We start from the raw sequence: 19,427 nt of genomic DNA, 5'->3' as shown, positions 1-19,427 counted from the left end.
TTGTCTTAAAAAAGGTTACATTTTTATTTTAATATGTTACACATTCATAATGTACCTACTTGGTAGTGCATATATAAATAAAAAAGTTTTCAGTTCAATCAGGGATTAATTATGATAAAAACAAGTAAATTAGCGGTTGCAGTTCACTCTGCAATCCTTTTCGGCGGTGTTGTTGGTGCACAGACAGCGCTGGCAGCCGAGCAACAGAATGGACAACAAGAAGTAGAGCGTATTCAGGTAACAGGTTCAAAAATCAAACGTATTGGTGCCACGGCGCCAACGCCTGTGGTTGTCATTGGTCGCACTGAACTTGAAGATGCGGGTGTCAGCAACGTGAATGACTTCCTAGCAGAGCTACCTTCAGCCTCTGTTGGTCTCAGCCCAGAGAACTCAAACAACTTCATTTATGCTAACGGCCTAAATACCACCGACCTGCGTGGCCTAGGTTCAGACAGAACCTTAGTATTGGTAAATGGTCGACGCTTCCTACCGGGTCAGGCGGGTGGAAACTCAGTGGATCTAAACAATATCGCCACATCTTTTATTGAGCGTATTGAAATTTCGACAGGCGGTGCCTCAGCTGTTTATGGTGCAGACGCAGTGGCAGGTGTTGTTAACATTATCACTCGTAAGTCGTTCGATGGCATCGAAATTGACTTGGCCACAACTGAGCCTTTAGAGGGCGGTGGTAGCCAGAAATTCGGTTCATTAACCTTTGGTCGTGAGTTTGATGGTGGCGGTTTCATCTTTAACTATGATTACACCGATCAAGAGCAGATGGCCCGATTAGACAAAGATTGGTATGTCGATGCGGTAGGTTCGACGCCTAACCCGAACGACACGTCGGGCGACGATGGCATTCCGGCCCGTATTCCTATCTATGATCAAGAGCACTATGGATTGTATGACGAATCTAGTGAATTTTTCTTAGGTGGGCAACAATGGACATTTGATGAGAACTTAAACTTACGTCCTTTTGACAATGGTGATGGTCCATTACCAGGCAGTGGTCTTCCTGGCGCAGGAACTAACTGGTACTACACAGGCCCATTCGGTGATGGTATCCAATATGGCGTTGATGAGTTCTTCCGCACGCCGCTAGAGCGTCATACGTTTAATTTGGCAGGCCACCAAGAAATTGTTGATGGTCATGACCTTAGCTTTGACGTGACTTACTCTGAGAGTGAAGCATTTGGTCAGGGAACACCTATATTCTTACGTGGTGACGAGTTGGTGGTTCGCCGTGATAACGCTTTTATCAAAGATGACCTAGCTTCGCTTATGGATGAAAATGGCGTAGAGCAGATTAATATGCGTCGTTTGAGTGATGATTTTGGTCCTCGTAAGTATTCACAAGACCGTTCTACGTTCCGTGTATCGGTTGGTTTAGATGGCTATATCAATGATAATTGGACTTACTCCACTTACTTCCAGCACGGTGAAATGACTCAAGATACATCGTGGTACGGTGAAGTATTTACTGAGAATCTATTTAACGCGCTTGATGCCGTAGAGTACGAAGGGCAAGTTGTTTGTGCTGATCGTGATGAAGAAGGCGAGGTGATCGGTGCACTACAAGGGTGCGCGCCCATTAACTTCTTGGGTAAACCGCAACATTCAGCTGAAGCGTTAGAGTATATTTCAACTGTTGCCAAAGCCGAACGAGGCCATGAGCAGTCAAGCTTTGGTGCAACCGTTACCGGTGACTTGATGGAGTTGCCAGCGGGTTATGTGTCATCTGCATTCACCTACGAATGGCGTCGTGAGAGTGCCTATGAAACACCTGGAACGGGTATTCGCAAAGGCCTTATATTCGGTAACTCAGGATTGCCTTATGAAGGCTCATTAACTGTTGATGAGTATGCGGCAGAGTTCTTAGTGCCGCTTGTTTATGACCGATACCTAATGCAGGAAGTGAACTTGGAAGCTGCCTATCGTTATATGGATTACAGCTCCACTGGCACTGATTATGCCTATAAACTAGGGTTCACTTGGCAAGTAAATGATGACATCCGTGTGCGTTTTGCTAAAGCTCGCTCGGTGCGTGCACCTAACATTGGTGAACTATATAGCTCGTCAGGGACGCAATATGCGCAAGAACGTGCAGAGCCGTGTGCGGCTGATGCCATCGCGAAAGAAGACCAGTATAAAGAGCAAGTTACTCGTAACTGCGCGGCTGCAGGTATTCCTGAGGGCTGGGTCCCGTCTGACGACTGGCGTAACGGCGGTTCCCTAGAAGGTAAACTTGGTGGCAACCCGAATCTGGACAACGAAGTATCAAACGATATCACCGTTGGTTTTGTTTATACGCCATCCTTCCTTGAGGGCTTTGACATCACTGTTGATTACTGGGACTTTGAAATTGAAAACGCCATAGCGTTTTTCGGTTACGAAGACTCAATCCGCAACTGTTATCGCTCAGAAAGCCTAAACAACCCGTTCTGCGATGCCTTCACTCGTGACCCAGACACCTATGAAGTTGTTGATTTCTACGAGACGTCCCTTAACGCGTCAGTAGAAAAGCTAAGCGGTGTCGATATCGAGTCGGTCTATGACTTTGATACCCGCATTGGCGGCTTTAAAATGAAGCTTATCGCAACGTATCTGAACAACTATGAGCTCAACCCGACAGGCAACGCTGAAGATAACCGTACTCGTACAGGTGAGCAGCACAAACCTCGCTGGGAAGCACGCTTCACGACCGAGTATCAAGTTGGCGATTTGCGTACTGTATTTGCGGCGAACTACACTCATGCAACGGTTGAAGAGCGCCCTGCATGGAGTATCGAGGATAATAACTACAACGACATTCCATCATACACAACCTTCGATATTAACTTCGATTACACTGTGAATGACCATGTCGATGTACGTTTAGGTGTGCAAAACCTGGCTGACCGCACACCACCACGTAATCCATTCGCCTTCACTGATGGTGAGTACTATGACGTTATTGGACGACGCGTTACCGCTGGTGTGAACGTCAGTTTCTAATATTATTCTACCCTGCTAAAGCCCCTATCTAGGGGCTTTTTTTATGCGCTTTGCTGTGCTTTGCACTTGATGGGGCAATTCTGACAAGCCTCTTGTGCCTTGAGTTGATAGTGCAGGCAACACGTCATACGTGAGCTGTGGTATTGACCTTGTGCATAGTGAATCGTTTGCCGAAAGCGCGGATATAAAAGCTGTTGCCAACCTTGATGCGCTTGGTGCAGATGCGCTTCATTGCTGTACCTGGCAGCATGTAGGAGTGCCGAAGTTAACGTGTCACTTAACAGTCGTTGGGCTAACCCTGGACTTAACCCCGCATACCTTGCGATGTGCTGCTGCCAACCTTGGCTTAGTGTTAGCAGCTGAGCATGGCACTGCTTTCTTAATACCTGTTTATCTATGCACTCATCAACATATTGATAAGTCACTGCGCTGAGACCATAAATACTGCCACTGGCGTGCAGCTGCTGTTGCATCACGTCTAATTGGGGTACGCAATGCAACCCTTCGACACAGGCAACACTCAGGTAAAGCGGTTGCCAGCTAAGCTGCAAAAAGCTATTAACGCTGATATACGCTGAGCTCAGCTTCTCGGCGCGGGCGTTTAGCCGGGTCAACAACGCCTGCCATGGTTGCCGCTCAAGGTGGTTATTCGCAAACCAGATGTCACCCGGGCGCGGCTCGGCAAACGCCAACAGCGAGCACTGTTGGCGTAATTGCTGCTCAATAGCTTTGTTATGCACGTTCGCTGACATCGGCATAATCGGCAAGCGGATTGCGCAAGTCACCGGCATATTGCATGCTGCTGGCGGGGTCGGCGATATCCACCATCTGTTGGTTATTGCGCAGTTGTAAGCGGTTTAAGCAAGACAATGGGAACGAGGGCGCAAACAAATCATGTTTGGCAAACTTGTCTTGCAGCTCGGGGTGAGCCTGTTGGTATGCATGAATGCTCTTTGCCACGCAGCACCAAAATGTTGTTTCGCTCACCAGCTTGGCATCGACCATAATCGCCGCCAAATAACGGAAGAAGCAGTCAAACACATCGGTAAGAATAGACAGAACCGCCACCTCTTCAGGTACCTCAATCTTGATCCGACTGATTTCGTCGGCGATGGCCATGTCACTATTCAATAGTGCAATCTCTTCACCGATATCCTTAATGAACACCCCAACTGGGATATGATCTTTAAAGCGTAAAATGAGGTTTTCGCCGTGGGGCATAAACACCAAATCGTATTGATAAAAGCAGTGCAGCAGGGGCGTCATATAGGCCTGCAGGTAATGCGCTAACCAGCGCTGTGGCGAGAGCCCAGACGCTGCAATCTTGGCGCCGATAAAGCTCTGACCTTGGGTGTCAATATGCAGTAAGCTGGCCATGGTCGCTAAGCTTTCATCGTCATCCATATAATGGCGTGGATTTTCTCGCCACAGTGCCGCCATCATTTTTTTATAGGGGTTATCACCGAGCGCCGGGTGGGTGTAATACTGCTCGTCAAAGCCCAGAGTTGCCACCTCTCGAAGCGGTATAAAGCCACATTGGCGCAGGTAATCATCACCGGCAACTAAATCAAATAACCATTGGTTGATGGCAGGGGTTACTTTCATATACGCGCTGGAAAGACCGCGCATAAAGCCCATATTGAGAATCGATAAGGCTGTTTTTACATAGCATTTATGCGGTTTTGTGATGTTATACAGGGTGCGAATGGATTGCTGTGGTAAGTATTTATCTTGGCTGTAGCCCAAGCATACTATTTGTTTTTGCGCTACGTGGTAGCTGTAAACATGCACCAGCTTATTGAACCACTGCCATGGGTGCATGGGGAATAAATAATAGTCGTCAGGGTTTAGCCCTTGCTCGCCTAGCTGAGCATCGAAGCGTTGTCGCTCGGCGATATCGAGCTCCTGTGTAATTAAGACCTCATAACTATAATCGGCGGTGTTCTTAAAGGTAGTGTGGTGTTTATGACACGCAAGCCAAACAATATTAAATGCGTTGGCCGCCTCAGGCGTGTACTGGTGAAAGTCCTGAGCATTAAAGCCGATGCGGCCATTGTTGGCGATAAAGCTGGGGTGGCCTTGAGTCATCTGCGTTTCAATCACCTGAAAATCAGCCTGTGCTAGTTGGGCACTGCTGAAGCTGTTATTGCGATACTTAAATGCGAAGCCACTGAGGGTGCTGGCAAGCTCCTCCAAATAGGTGCCCAGCATGGTTTGGGCAATGCCTAATTTATCATTGCACTCTAACACAAAGGCGATGGCGTCTAGGGCTTGGTGTTGCCCAAGGTGCACTTTGGTAATGCTGTGCGGGTCAACCTGCAAATGGTTGAGCGCCATGGCGTGGGCTTGGAAGTGATAACTGTGTCCGCCTAGGGTGCTGAGCAAATAGCCCTCGGCATCTTGGTCGTAGGTAAAGATCCGCTCATGGTAAAATTCGCTCAGCATTTTCGCGATCAGCAAACGATTGGCGTATTGCCATGACTCATCATCCAAATGTTGGCCACTCAGGCTCGGTGTTATGCGCTGTTTTTCTGGGCTTTGCCTTGAGCTATCAAAGCGTTCAGGCAACTGCTTGAGATAATTAAAATGCGCGCGCGTTAAAGTGCCTAGCAGTGCCGTTTTATCACCTAGCTGGATCACCTTGTGATGGCTGAACCCCGCTTTTAAATTAAGGGTATGAATTTTGTGGTTACCGGCATCCGGCTCAACCACCACGCGCTCGCAATCAAGCTCATTAAACATAAAGTGTAAGACCGACGTCATCACCCCCAGACTAAAGCCGTGCACGGGCAAGTGCGCCGGTGCCAAAAGCAAATGCATGCCCAAGTCACCGCTTTGTAGATTTAAGTGCTGCTCAAGGTTTAGTAACTGCGGTTGATATACCTCGATAAGCGCGCTGGGTTTATCGTTGATCTCGACAATAAAAGCTTGCTGCGCTGGGTCGTTATTGAGTGCTTGATAGAAGTCATTAATTTCTTCGGCAGATTGCTGCGTTGCGCCCCAAAAATGGGCTTGCGGATGATGCAGCCATTGCACCAACAGGGGTAAGTCGTGGTCAAGGTCCAGAGCACGAAAGGTAAGCGTGCCTAACAGTGGATGAGAGTGCGTGTATACAGTATTTTTCGTCATAATTCGTTCTCAATCTGGTTGGTAAAGTAGCTCAGTCAATAACTTTATGAGTGTGGGGCTGCGTGGTGGCAGGCTGCCTCTGACGTACAAATAAAAGACGATGAATCGCGAAAGTGAGCAGTAACATCACCGGCATCATCGCGGCGCATTGCCAAGGCGATAGGGTTTTAAAGCCAACCCACGCCATGCCCCAGCACACCAGTACCCATTGCGTAATGTACAAGCTGGTTACATGACGAGAGCAGTAGGTCAACACCGTCATAACCCGTTGTTGCACAGGCCCGTTTTGGCTCAAGTGCAACAGCTTGTCGATAGCCGCGAGTGCGACTAAATTCAGTCCGCTTAAATACAAGGCACCACCGGGGCCAAGATGGAAAAAGTCATTAAAATGAGTGTCTTTATCCCATAGGCACAGCGCGCCGCCGACGATTAGCAACGGCAGACCAAGATGTAGGGCGCTGCGCGCAAGAGGGCGGCCTTGGCGTAGCCGCGCTGATAGTGCAAGACCAAAAAGCACACACGCCAGCCATGGAAATACCGGGAAGTAGACGTTAAACTGCGCGCCGACAAAAAGATCACTCAGGTAATCCAGCCCAGTCATACCGCTTTGCCAGCCGCGTATCAGCGGCGTCACCAAAGCAACGAGCAAGGCTAAGGCAATATAAAGCCATGGGCTGCGCTTTGGGTGCACCACAAGGCTTAACAACAGTAGCGAGAGCCCAGCCATTTGCAGAATGTCGCCGGTGCCCAGCAAGTACAGGTAGTGCGGGAGTTGTAACGACGATTGCCAGCCATACGCATTGATAAAGCTCTCAGGTAATACCCCAAGGGCGATAGGGAGCACAAACTTCAGTGCATTCATACCATAGCCCAGCGCGAGTATAGTTACGCCCCGTTTTGCCAAGGCTCGCGGACTATGATGCCGAGAAAGCAATAAGGAAATCCCCATAGCAATAAGGAACGCAGCGGTGCCTTTGCCAAGTAAATGGATAATCTCCCCTAGTAACGATTGCCCCTGGGTATAACTGGAACCGTACATCCACAGCGTATGTACGCAGACCATGATGAGTACACTAAACCCGCGAACAAAGTCGACGGCAGTTAGACGGTGAGTATTCATGATTGTTTCCTTATTAATGGCTGGGTGTGCTGGTTTGCGAAACGCGATTAAATTGCTGTGTTTCGGGGCGCATATAGAGTCCATAAAACACCATCAGCGTGAGCACAAAGCCGGCACTGGCAACGAAAAAGGGCAGTGTGTAATTGCCGTCACTCACAAGCGAACCGACGAGAAACGAGGCGCTGATCAGCCCTATGTTTTGCATAAAGTGCACCTTGGCAAAGTCGCTGCCATAAAAGCGAGGCTCGCTCAGGGCAAAAAGCACCACTTCAAGGCGTACCGTGACCACAAATAAGCCGATACCGAGTAGCACTCGGCCAAAGATCATCACCGGCCATGCCTGTGCGCCATGCAGTAGTAACCCGATGCTGGCAAGCAGCATAGCCCGGGCGATGTCTTTGCCATGGTGCGCTTGTGAGCGCGGGCGACGATGATTACGGTACAGGCATACCAGCGCCACCCAAGCCGGGATGGCGAAAATAAAGCCGGCGAGGATATCGTTATTGAACCCGCTTAGTTGCTGCCAAAAGAGAGTGAAAAACGGACGCGCTAAAAAAGCACTGAAGTAGACTCCCATGGATACCAGCCCAAGGACGAGCACAAACCGGGGGATGCGTGCCCGCTCAGTGGTACTTTCACCAAGCGCTCGTTGATGCCAAGTGACCGCTAAAACACGAATTAAGTACAGGCACAGCAGCACTTGTACAGCATCGCCAGCCGCCATAATGAGATACAGCGCCCGAGGGTCAAAGCTGTGTAAGACCAGACCACCCAGTAACGCCCCGCCAATGCCACCGAAATGCATCAACACACTGAACAGGCCGACGATGCCTAGGTGCTTTTCCTTCTCTTCAAGGCTGAGAACAAAGGGGTAGATAAGTAAATAGCTGGCCTTAAACACCAACATCGTTTGCGAAAGTAGCCAGAATGCGAGGAGATCGGTGGCAAAATAACACGCCACTCCTAATCCTCCGGCAATGATCTGGGTCACCACCCACAAGTGCAGTTCATGAACGCGACGTGCCACCTTAGCCCAGAGCGGGAAGGCGCACATCACGGTGATACAGCAAGTGGCAAGGTAGCTGCCTACGTGCAAGCTGGAGCTGACGTTGAACTCAGTGGCAAAAAACTGCGGATAAAACGGCAAAATCATGGTGTCGCACACCACAGAGATCACCGTAAGCAGTATAAGCGTCGATTTCAGCGCTTGTTGCTTCATACTGGACTCTTTTGTGGTTGCTGAACACTGGTTGGGACGCCAAACTCTTGAAAAGCGATACGCTGTTCAATCTTGTAGGGCTCACGCTTGAGAATGCCGCGAAGGATGCAGCTGTTACGATAACAGGCCATCCCTAAATCTGGGGTGACAAAACCATGGGTATGGAGCTCGGCATTTTGTACGAATACGCGTTGGCGTTTATCGATACTGTAGTTGCGATTAACGGCGAAACGACCATCGTCGCGCCAACAGAGCTCATCCATTAGGCCGCTGAGAAAATCGGGTAACTGATAATTAAAGCCGGTGGCCATGACCGTTTGCTCGCTGTGCAAGGTGAAGCTACGTTGCTGCTCTAAATGTTTGAATTGCAGGCTCTCTCCTTGGTGTTTAAGGAGTTCGCTGTTAGTAAATAACCGCGCCCGCTGAATACCTTGAACATCAAGCTCATAAAGCTTGTCGTAAATTTGGTTTATCAGCTCACTGTTTATGCCCTTATAGAGGTTACGCTGATTGGCAAGCAGTTGCTCTTTAGTGGCGTCTTCTAATTGGTAAAAGTAATCGACGTACTCAGGAGAGGTCATCTCCAAGGTTAATTTAGTGTACTCTAAGGGGAAAAAGCGCGGAGCGCGGGTGACCCATTGCAGGTCGTAGTTTTGGTGTTTTATATCACATAATAAGTCATAGAATATTTCTGCGGCACTTTGCCCTGAGCCCACCACGGTAATACTCTTACTTTGGTTGAGGGTATCGCGACGATACAGATACTCAGTGGCATGGCAGACATTGGTAGCATCGGGCTGCACTGCGGGTGGATAGTACGGCGAAGGACCCGTGCCAAGCACGAGATGGCGACAAAAAAAGCGCTTTTCACCCTCTGGCGTATCAACGGTTAACTGGTAGCAATCTTGGCTATTATCAAATTCGACACGGCGAACGCAGTGGCCAAAGCGTACACTGGGTAATTCACTCGCTGCCCACTGGCAATACTGGTTGTATTGTTCACGCAGTAAGAAAAAGCTTTCCCGAATATAGAATTGGTATAATTTCCCCTGCTGCTTGGCATAATTTAGAAAGCTAAAGCGGCTGGTGGGGTCCGCCAAAGTCACCAGGTCCGACATAAAAGGAGTTTGCAAGGTGACACCGTCAAGCATCAACCCTGGGTGCCAATCAAAGCACTGGCGCTGCTCAAGAAACAAGGCATCCAATTGCTCAATCGGGTCGCTTAAGCAGGCGAGGCTGAGGTTAAAAGGGCCGAGGCCAATAGCGATGAAGTCATACACCTTATTCATAGTTTGTCTCCTTTTCGAATAAGCGCGCTTTGAGGGTGTAGGCGCATGCTTTAATTTCGGCGGCAATGGTCTTAATGTCCTCAATGGCGGTGTTGGGGTTGAGTAGGGTGAATTTGAGGTAATTTATATCCCTAAATTTGGTGCGCGCGATGGCACATTCACCCTGTTTGAATAACTCGTCTTTAATCTGATAATTCAGTGTGTTGAGCTGCTCGTCATCGAGTTGAGGGTCAATAAAACGGAACACCAGCGTGCTTAATTCTGGCTCGTGAACAAGTTCAAATTCCCGATCTTGTTTTAACGTCACAAAGCTACTGCGCGCCAAAGCCATCACGCTTGAAAACACGCGACCAACCTGTTCACTGCCCATAATCCGTAGCGTCAACCACAGCTTCAGGGCGTCAAAACGGCGAGTGGTTTGCAGGCTTTTATCCACTAAATTAGGCGCTGCTTGTGGGCAATCACTAAACGGGTTTAAGTAATCAGCGTGATGGGTTAAATGTTGGAATTGCTGTTTATCGGCGACGATAAAGGCGCTGCTGCTCACCGGTTGCAAGAAAGATTTATGGTAATCTAGGGTGACCGAGTCGGCATGCTCAATGCCGCTAAGTAGATGGGTGTAATCATCGGTGGCGAGCAGGCCACAGCCATAAGCGGCATCGACATGCATCCATACCTGCTGCTTTTGACAGCGCTCAGCGATGCTCGCTAATGGGTCGATTGAGCCAAAATCGGTGGTCCCTGCCGTGGCGATGACGGCGATGGGAATGTCACCTTGTGCTCGGGCTTGGCACATGGCCGCATCGAGCGCGGCTAAGTCCATTTTAAAGTGCTTATCAACACTCACTGGTACCACTGCGTTATACCCAAGTCCCAATAGGGCTGCCGATTTTTGAATGCTAAAGTGGCTTACTTCTGAGCAGAAAATACGGTAGCGTTTGGCTTGTGCTGGCAGGCCATGGTCACGGATGACGTGACCATGCAGGCGTTTAGCCGCATCGTCCCGCGCCAGTAATAATGCCATTAGGTTGGACTGACTGCCGCCGCTGGTGAAAATGCCATCAGCGTGGCTATCAAAGCCTATTCTTTGCACGCTCCAGTCAATTAGCTTTTGCTCTATTAAGGTACCGCCAGCGCTTTGGTCCCAGGTATCTAACGAAGAATTAATGGCACTGAGCAATTGCTCGGCTATCACCGCAGGGTAGGCGACCGGGCAATTCAAATGTGCCACGTACTTGGGGTGGTGAAAATAGACGGCATGATCTAAGTACAGTGCTTTTATTTCATCCAGTGCTTTATCCACGCTATGCAATGGCTGGCTTAAATCTATATTGGCAACCAATTGGCTAAGCTGCTGGTGGTTAACACCTGAATGAACCTTTTTAGCACGGCGTATGGCTTGATGGATTAACGACATGGTCTGCATAGAAGCCATCTCGTAATGCAGCAGGTTATTCTCGTTAAAAATATAGGGGTGACTTGGATCACTATGACTATTGCTAGCTGATTGGCTATCAACCACAGGGGCTAATTGATTCACGACGCAACTCCGTTTAAGGTACAAAGATTAGAAACGGGATCGTAATGATAATGGTTATCACTGGCAATAATAAAAAGGGATTAATTTAACTTACATTTTTGTTACATGTCTATTATTCATACTCGAATAATGCATCCGCTCTAAAGTAAATCCGGCTATTCAAAGGGTGACTACCTGCTAGGTGCAAGCGAGTAAGGGCTCAAACGAGACGCCTTGTTCGGGAGAAAGTGATAAAAATTCACGTTGTGTCAGTGTGATCAGCGAGGTAACTGGGAGTAAAGGAGATAGCAGCACACAGGGCACTGCTACTATTTTTAGAACTTACTGGTGAGGACCTTGTTCGGGCTTGGACTCTGAGCCCGATAACACATAACCTGCCACGGTACCGAGTAATGCCGCTAAGGTTTCACTACCGAAGTCGGTGAGCACGGCAAGGATCAGCAGCGACGGTAAAAACACCATCACTCCCAGTGCTTTTATAGAGTTAGGACCAAAATCGGCATTGAGTACATGCAGGCGATAAAATGTCAGCGCTATGCCTGAAAGCATGGTAATCACCGCACCGACGATGGCGAGAAAGTGTATCCATGTTAAATCGGCCATTTCCATAGGGCGATATCCTTATTAATTCATGACTGAGTGTTTACATAATGTTAATTGTAAACGAAAACAAAGGGGTATAACAGCTGAATCGCTCTTTTCGCTGCCACTCACGTGCTGGTGATTGCGCTTATGCTCACTGTTCACTGATTAGGTGGATTGCTAGCTATGTTTTAAAAAGGCAACCCAACCGCAGTGATATCAAGCAGGCCTTTTTATGATAAAAATGCTTCAATCAAAGGTGCAGAGCGTTTAAAGTAATACAGTGAGTAAACAAGGAAGTAATAAACAAATGCAGTATAGCCAACTATCCAAAGGTGCGCGTCATCATATTAAAGCGGATCTCTTACCTGAGCGTGTCGCGCTGCAAACAAAAACGCACCATGTAATTGTGACCTTTCGTTTTTTGTTGCTGTTTTTCTCAATATCAGCGGCCGTGGTCGCGGTTTTTGATGATTCACCGTTTTATGCGGTGGTTGCACCTATTTTATTGATCCCTTGCCTTTTTTGTTGGCTTAAGAGCCATTATTTGGTGCTGGATGCAGCGAAGGGTCAAGCATATATAGAGTCACGTTTCGCGGGCAGAGCAGGCACTCCCATGCCTATGGGTCATTTGGAAAACGTTAAAATTGTGGTGCAACCCATCCCCAGCAGGGTTACGCACTATCAGTTTGCGTTATGTGGGCAAAGATATACGCTAGGGACCCTTGCTGACACCCAAGCGGCGGCCCGCTTTCTTGCGCAGCACTTCGGCTGCCAACTGAGCGTGAAAGAGAGTGTTACGGCTACGGAGCAAACGATTTCTTTCGGCACTGACAAAAGTGAAGAGCAAGCGGAAACCGTGCAAAACCAGACTACTGATACACCCCCTCGCGTTGGCCGAGAACTGTATTTTTGGGATAAAACTGCGCTCGCTAAGTTTATTTTCGGGCCATTTTTCTTTTTGCTAGTGGTCGGCCTTATTGCCAAGGAGTTACATCGTGTCTTTTAAGCAAATTTCTAATGAATTAGCGGTGCTAAATAAAGGCAGTAAAATCTTCGTTGCTCGGTTTATCGGTGTATTTATTACCCTCATTGGCGCGGCGAATTTGTTCTCAGTGGCCCGTGGTGATATGCCACTGTTTGTATGGGCATCGGTTACTACACTTGGCCTTATCGGGTTGTTTGGCAGTTATGCGGTGTGGGTTGATAAGCGTAAACAGGCCGTGACTATACGCGCGAAGATGCTGTTTCCAATAAAAACGAAACATATTAAATTTGGTGATATCGAGGCGGTTGTTGTGGATGAACGGATGCTAGACCGTCATGATGCGCGGCTTTTTTTACAACTAACTAATGGCGATCGTTTCAACCTCGCTCCTAAAGGGTTTAAAAAACGTTTGGAGCGCGACGGTGAAGACCTCGCGAAGTTTATTGATATCCCCCTGCACGTCACCTACAAGCAGTAATCGCTTAGCACTGGCACTGTGACTGCCATCGCCTCACCGGCTCCCATGGTACGATACCCGTGCGCTCCTGCGAAAATGGTCAGTAAATGCGCCAGTGCGCCAAGAAAGCTTAACAGCGCAGCAATGACAAAAGCGCGTTTACCTATATCCTGGTAAGTGCTCATACACTAAAAACTCCTCATTAAGTAGGCCCTAAAGCGCTGAGCCAAAGCAATAACCATCAATAATCCAATATTGCGGTAATAAACCGTGCTGACTAAAACCTAACGTTTTCAATTCCTCCCTGCTAGGGCGGAGATATCCCGGGTGACTGACACGCCCTGACGCGAAAGCGGTAGCCATAGGGCATACTATCATCCGGCGCAATTTCGACGATTTCGTAGTCGTTAAGCTCCACCGCTTTGACGCTGTTCGCTTTTTCGCAGCGGGAGAAGCTATCGGCTTCGTAGCTGTATGCGAACATGGCAATAAGGCGCTTGCTACGCTCAAAATAGCCCTTAGTGTGTAAAAACTGCTGGATGTTTTTTGCTGCCTCGGTGTCTCCCTCAACCTGCACTTCGGCGCTGTTGCCGGGTTGTTTTGCGCCCGAGTGTTGGGTGGGCAAATCTTGTTGGATTTTCTCGCTCAGTTGCTGCACCGCTTGCTCTTGACGAGCAGGCGAATCATCGACTAAGGCTTTACCCTCGCTAAAGCTGGCGGTGATATCATCGAGCACCGCCTCAGCAGGTTTGTCATCAACGAAGGAAATGATATTCACAATCACCACACTGGCGAGAAAGAACCGCACCAACGCGGTCATTAGTGGCGAATAGCTCTGGCTGATAAATTTAATGCGCTGCGAGCCAAAGGGTTTAATAAGCAGCAGTGCGACAATATAAAATGGTAGAAAAAGCTGTAACAACAACAAGGTACATAAGGTGATCCCCAGCGCCCAAGGGGGCAGGTACAATAATGTGGCAAAGTTATGGGTGTAGTTGAAGTGGCTGGCCGACACTCCGGTAACTTCATTGACAATGCCACTGGCACTGGCGAGCACAAAGTTTGCGATGGTGGCATAGAACACTAAAATCAGTGCTTTACCTGCCAGTGAGTGCCACAGCTGGTTAAATTTAGGCCAGAACTCTACCACTAAAGCAATAATAGTGATGACAGTGGCCAGCCAGCCTGATTGCAGTACCACTAAGCAGAGAATGGCAAGCAGGTAGAGCTTTTGGGCGCTGCCAAGGTTAAACCAAATCGTCTGGCAACGTTTAAACAGGCGCATTTTATGCGGCTGCCACTGGCTCTGTTGCCGCTGTATATGTTTATTTGCGCGCCAGCGCGCGACTTTGATACGTCTTAACACCATAGGGTATTATTTACCAAATAAGCGATTGTTGGCCACCGTCAGCTTGCAGCCGTGGCTATATGCAGGGTGCTTTGCGCGTAAAGCACAGCGTAGCCACTGACCAAAACATGCTCTGCATCTAATGAGCAAAATAACTCACCGCCACGGATGGATTTTTGCTTTGCGTGAAACTTGGTTTTACCTAGTTGCTCTGCCCAATAGGGAGTGAGTCCAGCATGGATAGAGCCGGTCACAGGGTCTTCATCACCGCCGTTAGCGGGCCAAAAATAGCGGCTGACAAAGTCGCAATCTCTGCCTTTGGCGCTCACCACCACATCTCGTGGTGCCAAGGTTTTTAACTGCTCACTGTTACTTTGCAATGAGATCACGTCGTGTTCATCGTCATATATCGCAAAATAGGCCTGCGCGTTGGCCAACACCTGCTTCGGAGGGCGTGATAAACCTGCCAACAACGCCGCAGGAGTCTCTACTGCTTTAGGAGCAAGGTTGGGAAAGCGCATCTCAATACAACCATCATGGTGGCGCCACACCGTTAAATCACCGACCTGCTGAGTGGTAAAGCGTATGGTCTGATGACACTGAAAGTATTCAAATAGCACGAAAGCCGAGGCTAACGTTGCATGACCGCAAAAGTCAATTTCCATCAGCGGTGAAAACCAGCGTATGGCATAGCCACCACTTGGGTGAGCAATGATAAATGCGGTTTCCGAGAGGTTATTTTCACTGGCAATGTGTTGCATGAGCGCATCGGGTAACGGTGAATCAAGCACCACCACCGCCGCAGAGTTCCCGCCAAACTGTTCACGAGTGAAGGCGTCAATAATGTACATGCAAAGCTGCATAGGCTAAATCACCTAGTTAAAATTGCTGCGTTTAGAGTAATCAGTATATTCAGTGAAGGCAAGCTTAGTTAGCAGCGCCCAAAGCGGTAAAACTGTGTGAAACACACCCGATGCGAAAACCATAAAGTAGCAATCTGGATCTTATTCATCGCTACCGCGTTTAAGTTATTAAAGCTAGAACCGGTTGGCTAAATTTGCTATCAATGGCATGAAGGTGGGGCATTTTAGGATGAAGCAACCTAACCTGAGCGCTCGGTATTGAGTTTCTAGTCGGTTTAAAGGATTTTGACGTGTATTTTTTAGTATTTCTGGGGTTGGTCGTGCTCGCGATTACTTATTGGGACTATCGCAAGGAGGAAACTGACACCGTATTGCTCCTCGATTGGTGGGTGTGGTTTGACGTATCCAAAGCTCGCTTTCCAGTGTTGTATTGGCTCATCATCACGCTGCAAAGCGCTGGTGGACTTGCCTTGGTATTGTACGGTTTGATAAACAGCTAAAGTGTATACAAAGCCGGTGTCCAAATAAGTGCTCGGTGCACATAGGCGATAGTCGCTATTATCAAAAACTGTCTATGCACCGCTTAAAATCTCGCTGAAATAAGGAAGACATCATGGAAGTTAAATTTCTTGAAAAGGATGCTGATTATAAAGCGGTGTTGGAAGTGTTATTACAGCTTCGCCCGCAGTATTCTCTCGATGCTTTATCTGCGCAAATTGACAAGCAACAATTACATCATTACCAGCTTGTGTATGTGACATCCTCACAAGGAGTGCTTGCGGTGGCAGGGTTCAGTGTTGGTGAAAAACTGGCTTGGGGTAAACATATCTATATTGAGGATTTGGTGACTAATGCGAAGTATCGCTCGCGTGGTGTAGGTCAATTTCTACTGGATTGGTTTAAAACTTATGCGCGGGCTAATAATTGTGAGCAAATTCACTTAGACTCAGGCGTTCAACGCTTTGCTGCACATCGATTCTATTTGCGTGAGGGTTTTAACATCGCCAGCCATCATTTCTCAATGGTGGATGTATAGCAAGGGTAAGTGGGCTTATCGCCTAGCTTGGATAGGGCTGCACCTAGTTTTCTAGATGCAGCGGCGTCATCACTGTTACGGCTTAGTGCATATTCGCGTCGTATTTTTGCGCCAAATCGTGTTTTTGTTTATCACTTAAGGCACGCCCAGCTAATTGAAACACCTCTTGTTCTTCTTCATCCAGGTGATGGTGCACTTTGTGGTGTAACTTCTTCGCCGTTGCCAGCCAAGCAGGTGAACTCATATCTGTGCTTTCAAGCTCTTCGATCAATTCGTCAATATCATGATGTTCGGCAATGCTGTGACGCGCTTTTTCTTGAGTTAGGTCTTTAAAAATAAGTGGGTCATAGAAGTAACGCTCTTCAAATTTTGCATGCTCTTGCAGCTCATGTTTGAGTTTTTCCAACAGGGCATGGCGTGTTTTAGTGTCTCCACTGGTCTCGATCAATTTATCAATGAGCTCACGTTGGGTGTCATGGTCATGACGTAGTGCTTCAAATATGGTCATAGTGTCTCCTTTTTACTTTGCTACCAACTACAGAGAGCAAGTCAAATGCCACATTTCAAGTCCATGATTAGTAAATATTTTTTATTTTAAAGAAGTGAGGCAATGTAGCTTTTACAAGTAAAAATGGAAAATTCACCACACCAAGCAGCCATTGAGGCACGCGGGCGGAAGTCATACAACAGAACGTTAATTGTTAAGATGAAAAAGCCTGCGTGATGCAGGCTTCTCAAGGAGTACAGCTTAGTCCGCTTTGTTGGCGTCTTTCACTGCTTTTAATTTACTGGCGTGGTCAATTTTGTAATCAGGCATGTCTTTGTTGCCTTCCATCAGGTAATTATCCATCCAGCGCATTAAGCGCAGACTGTAATCATACTGGGCAGCGACACGGCGGTTACCATGACCTTCACCTGGGTAGTACACTAAACGAACGTCTTTCCCTTGCACCTTCATGTAGCGATATAGCTCCATTGATTGCGCTGGGTGTACACGGGGATCGTCTTTACCATGCATAATCAATAGCGGTGTTTTAGACTGACCCGCCCAGTAAATTGGGCTACGTTCCAAGTACCACTGCCATTTTTCCCATGGGTAAGAGCGTGCGTGTACTAAGTACATTTCGTTGGAAATGTCGGTAGTACCGAACTTAGAAAGCTGGTTGGTCACGCCAACAAACATCACACTGGCTGCGAAATGCTCGGTTAATTTAGTGGCGCCCCAGGCTGATGCATAACCACCGTAAGAGCCGCCGGTAATACCAACACGGTCGCTATCGACTAAGCCCATTTTTACCAAGTATTGCTTCATATCGACAAGATCGTCGAACTCTTTGCCAGCGTAGTCATTTTGGCCCAGCTTAGAGTATGCAACGCCTTTACCGGTAGAACCGCGATAGTTCGGATAAAAGACCGCATACCCGCGCGCCGCGCCCATTTGTCCCGGATCAGAATAACTGGTTACCCAGCCGTTCTTATCGTGACTTTCTGGACCGCCATGCACGGCCATAATCAGTGGGTAACGCTGACCTTCTTGATAATCCAATGGATATACCAAGACGCCGCCAATCTCTACACCATCGCGCGCTTCAAAGCTAAGCGCTTGCTGTTTGGCAAAGCGTTTATCGTTGAGCCATGGGTTTGAGTCGCTTAAGCGCGTTGCCTCATCACCACGGATCATAAATACTTCGTTCGGGTGCTTGGCGGTGTTAGCGCGCAGCGCGATAGTTTTATCCGAGTCAGACACGCTCAAACGACTGGCAATAAATTCGCCTTGCTCAATTAGGGTGTCATAGTCCTCATCGCCTACCTCAATTTGCCCAACAAAGGTCTCTGGGCTTACAGCGGCAATAAAGTTAAGGGTGTTTTCGGTGTTGGCCCATTCAATATCGGCAATGTGGCCCATAAAGTCAGGTAACCACTCTTTAATCTCGCCACTTTGCGTATCGGCTAGATATAAACGGCCGGTGGCAGGGTCGTGTTTATCTTCGGCGCCTAAGATAGCTACATAACGGCCATCATGAGAAAGTTCGGCATCGCCTAATTTCCCTTCTGTTTTAAACGACAGCGTAACGGCCTTGCTTTGGACATCAAACAAGTGCCACTGCGACTTCATGTATTTATCATCAATCAATGCCGTCGGCTGAGTTTTGACTAATAATTTGCTGCCATCGTCAGCATAGTTCATGTCGCTAACATAGCCATCAATGTTAATTGCTTCAGGGTCGAGCGGTTTGTCAGCTTTGGCCAGATCAATTAAGTGCAGTTGCTTGTTTTTCAGCCCTTGCTCATACACCTCGGCCATAAAGCCTAATTTTTTTAGCTCTTTTTCAGACTTATCTTTGCTTGGCATGGCTAGGATTGCGACTTGCTTGCCTGTTGGGCTAAGTTCGTAGCTGGAGATTGGGCGGCCTTTGAGGGCAAACACTTGTTGCGCTTGACCACCGTCTACCGGAATATGGTACAAGGCGGTGTGCTTGTCTTCGCCTAACTTGGCGAGGAAATAGATGTCTTGACCGTCTGCTGACCAGCTAATGCTTTTAATATTTACCTTGCCGGTAATAAAAGGGCGTTCTACGCCTTCGTCATCAACCACATAGAGTTCACTGTAGTTGTAGCCATTTTTATCAACGTACAGCTCGCGTGGTAAAGAGCGCGTAAAGGCAACCTGCTCGCCATCTGGACTGATAGCGGTTTGGATCACACTTTTAATTTTCGGAATATCTTCAACGGTAATGGTATCACTGGCCTGGGCCGATAGGCTGGTGCCCATGGCTGTTGCCAGCGCTAACGCTGTTGTCAGTAGTTTCATGTTAGTCCTTCACTTGTTATTAGCTTTGGCTATTGTACAAAAGCAACAAG

At 48.1% G+C, this 19,427-nt stretch carries 17 protein-coding genes; 5 read left to right on the top strand and 12 right to left on the bottom strand.

What is annotated here, in order from left to right; all coding sequences use genetic code 11:
- Positions 1–111: 111 nt before the first annotated feature.
- Complete coding sequence (locus EXT46_RS06090; protein WP_130145944.1) at positions 112–2,994, top strand: TonB-dependent receptor; 2,883 nt, start codon at positions 112–114, stop codon at positions 2,992–2,994.
- A gap of 41 nt (positions 2,995–3,035) precedes the next feature.
- Here EXT46_RS06090 and EXT46_RS06085 read toward each other — a convergent pair whose 3' ends face one another.
- From EXT46_RS06085 to EXT46_RS06055, 7 genes are all read right to left on the bottom strand, one after another.
- Positions 3,036–3,779 carry a (2Fe-2S)-binding protein gene (locus EXT46_RS06085; RefSeq protein ID WP_165381065.1) on the bottom strand — a complete coding sequence of 248 codons (744 nt, stop codon included), beginning with the start codon at positions 3,777–3,779 and terminating at the stop codon, positions 3,036–3,038.
- The gene (locus tag EXT46_RS06080; RefSeq protein ID WP_130145940.1) at positions 3,727–6,123 is read right to left on the bottom strand and encodes a GNAT family N-acetyltransferase; all 2,397 of its coding nucleotides are present in this window, start codon (positions 6,121–6,123) and stop codon (positions 3,727–3,729) included. The genes EXT46_RS06085 and EXT46_RS06080 overlap by 53 nt, the downstream gene beginning before the upstream one ends.
- Before the next feature lie 31 nt (positions 6,124–6,154).
- Positions 6,155–7,243, bottom strand: a complete 1,089-nt coding sequence (locus EXT46_RS06075) for a heparan-alpha-glucosaminide N-acetyltransferase domain-containing protein (RefSeq protein ID WP_165381064.1) — start codon at positions 7,241–7,243, stop codon at positions 6,155–6,157.
- Positions 7,244–7,256: 13 nt separating this feature from the next.
- Positions 7,257–8,462, bottom strand: a complete 1,206-nt coding sequence (locus EXT46_RS06070; protein ID WP_130145936.1) for an MFS transporter — start codon at positions 8,460–8,462, stop codon at positions 7,257–7,259.
- Positions 8,459–9,751, bottom strand: coding sequence for a SidA/IucD/PvdA family monooxygenase (locus EXT46_RS06065; protein WP_130145934.1), 1,293 nt, complete (start codon positions 9,749–9,751; stop codon positions 8,459–8,461). The genes EXT46_RS06070 and EXT46_RS06065 overlap by 4 nt, the downstream gene beginning before the upstream one ends.
- Entirely contained in the window at positions 9,744–11,291 is a 1,548-nt protein-coding gene (locus EXT46_RS06060; RefSeq protein ID WP_205988221.1) for an aspartate aminotransferase family protein, read from the bottom strand. Before EXT46_RS06060 ends, EXT46_RS06065 begins: the two co-directional genes overlap by 8 nt.
- A 321-nt stretch (positions 11,292–11,612) precedes the next feature.
- A complete protein-coding gene (locus EXT46_RS06055) occupies positions 11,613–11,900 on the bottom strand; it encodes a hypothetical protein (RefSeq protein ID WP_022945058.1) in 288 nt (95 codons plus the stop codon).
- A gap of 256 nt (positions 11,901–12,156) precedes the next feature.
- On the opposite strand from EXT46_RS06055, the gene EXT46_RS06050 reads away from it, so the two are divergent.
- Both EXT46_RS06050 and EXT46_RS06045 read left to right on the top strand, forming a co-directional pair.
- On the top strand, positions 12,157–12,882 hold the full coding sequence (locus tag EXT46_RS06050; protein ID WP_130145932.1) for a hypothetical protein: 726 nt from the start codon (positions 12,157–12,159) through the stop codon (positions 12,880–12,882).
- Entirely contained in the window at positions 12,872–13,339 is a 468-nt protein-coding gene (locus EXT46_RS06045; protein ID WP_130145930.1) for a hypothetical protein, read from the top strand. Before EXT46_RS06050 ends, EXT46_RS06045 begins: the two co-directional genes overlap by 11 nt.
- On the opposite strand, the gene EXT46_RS18830 is transcribed toward EXT46_RS06045, so the two are convergent.
- The 3 genes from EXT46_RS18830 to EXT46_RS06035 all read right to left on the bottom strand — a co-directional run bounded on the left by EXT46_RS18830 (position 13,327) and on the right by EXT46_RS06035 (position 15,529).
- Complete coding sequence (locus EXT46_RS18830) at positions 13,327–13,503, bottom strand: hypothetical protein (protein ID WP_165381063.1); 177 nt, start codon at positions 13,501–13,503, stop codon at positions 13,327–13,329. The genes EXT46_RS06045 and EXT46_RS18830 overlap by 13 nt on opposite strands.
- A 122-nt stretch (positions 13,504–13,625) precedes the next feature.
- Entirely contained in the window at positions 13,626–14,687 is a 1,062-nt protein-coding gene (locus EXT46_RS06040; RefSeq protein ID WP_240701092.1) for a hypothetical protein, read from the bottom strand.
- A gap of 38 nt (positions 14,688–14,725) precedes the next feature.
- Positions 14,726–15,529 (bottom strand): PhzF family phenazine biosynthesis protein, encoded by an 804-nt coding sequence (locus EXT46_RS06035; RefSeq protein WP_130145928.1) that lies wholly within the window; start codon positions 15,527–15,529, stop codon positions 14,726–14,728.
- 290 nt (positions 15,530–15,819) lie between these two features.
- Between EXT46_RS06035 and EXT46_RS06030 the strand changes: the two genes are divergently transcribed.
- On the top strand, positions 15,820–16,029 hold the full coding sequence (locus EXT46_RS06030; RefSeq protein ID WP_130145926.1) for a hypothetical protein: 210 nt from the start codon (positions 15,820–15,822) through the stop codon (positions 16,027–16,029).
- A gap of 113 nt (positions 16,030–16,142) precedes the next feature.
- Positions 16,143–16,565: a GNAT family N-acetyltransferase gene (locus EXT46_RS06025; protein WP_130145924.1), complete on the top strand. Its 423-nt coding sequence runs from the start codon at positions 16,143–16,145 to the stop codon at positions 16,563–16,565.
- 82 nt (positions 16,566–16,647) lie between these two features.
- Here the strand turns inward: EXT46_RS06025 and EXT46_RS06020 are convergent, their stop codons facing one another.
- The gene (locus EXT46_RS06020; protein ID WP_130145922.1) at positions 16,648–17,073 is read right to left on the bottom strand and encodes a hemerythrin domain-containing protein; all 426 of its coding nucleotides are present in this window, start codon (positions 17,071–17,073) and stop codon (positions 16,648–16,650) included.
- A 240-nt stretch (positions 17,074–17,313) separates the two neighbouring features.
- Positions 17,314–19,377 carry a S9 family peptidase gene (locus EXT46_RS06015; RefSeq protein WP_130145920.1) on the bottom strand — a complete coding sequence of 688 codons (2,064 nt, stop codon included), beginning with the start codon at positions 19,375–19,377 and terminating at the stop codon, positions 17,314–17,316.
- Between the last annotated feature and the right edge of the window lie 50 nt (positions 19,378–19,427).

The organism is Pseudoalteromonas sp. CO325X (genome assembly GCF_004208955.1).
Lineage (GTDB): Bacteria > Pseudomonadota > Gammaproteobacteria > Enterobacterales > Alteromonadaceae > Pseudoalteromonas > Pseudoalteromonas ruthenica.
This window is presented reverse-complemented; position numbering and strand designations above follow the sequence as displayed.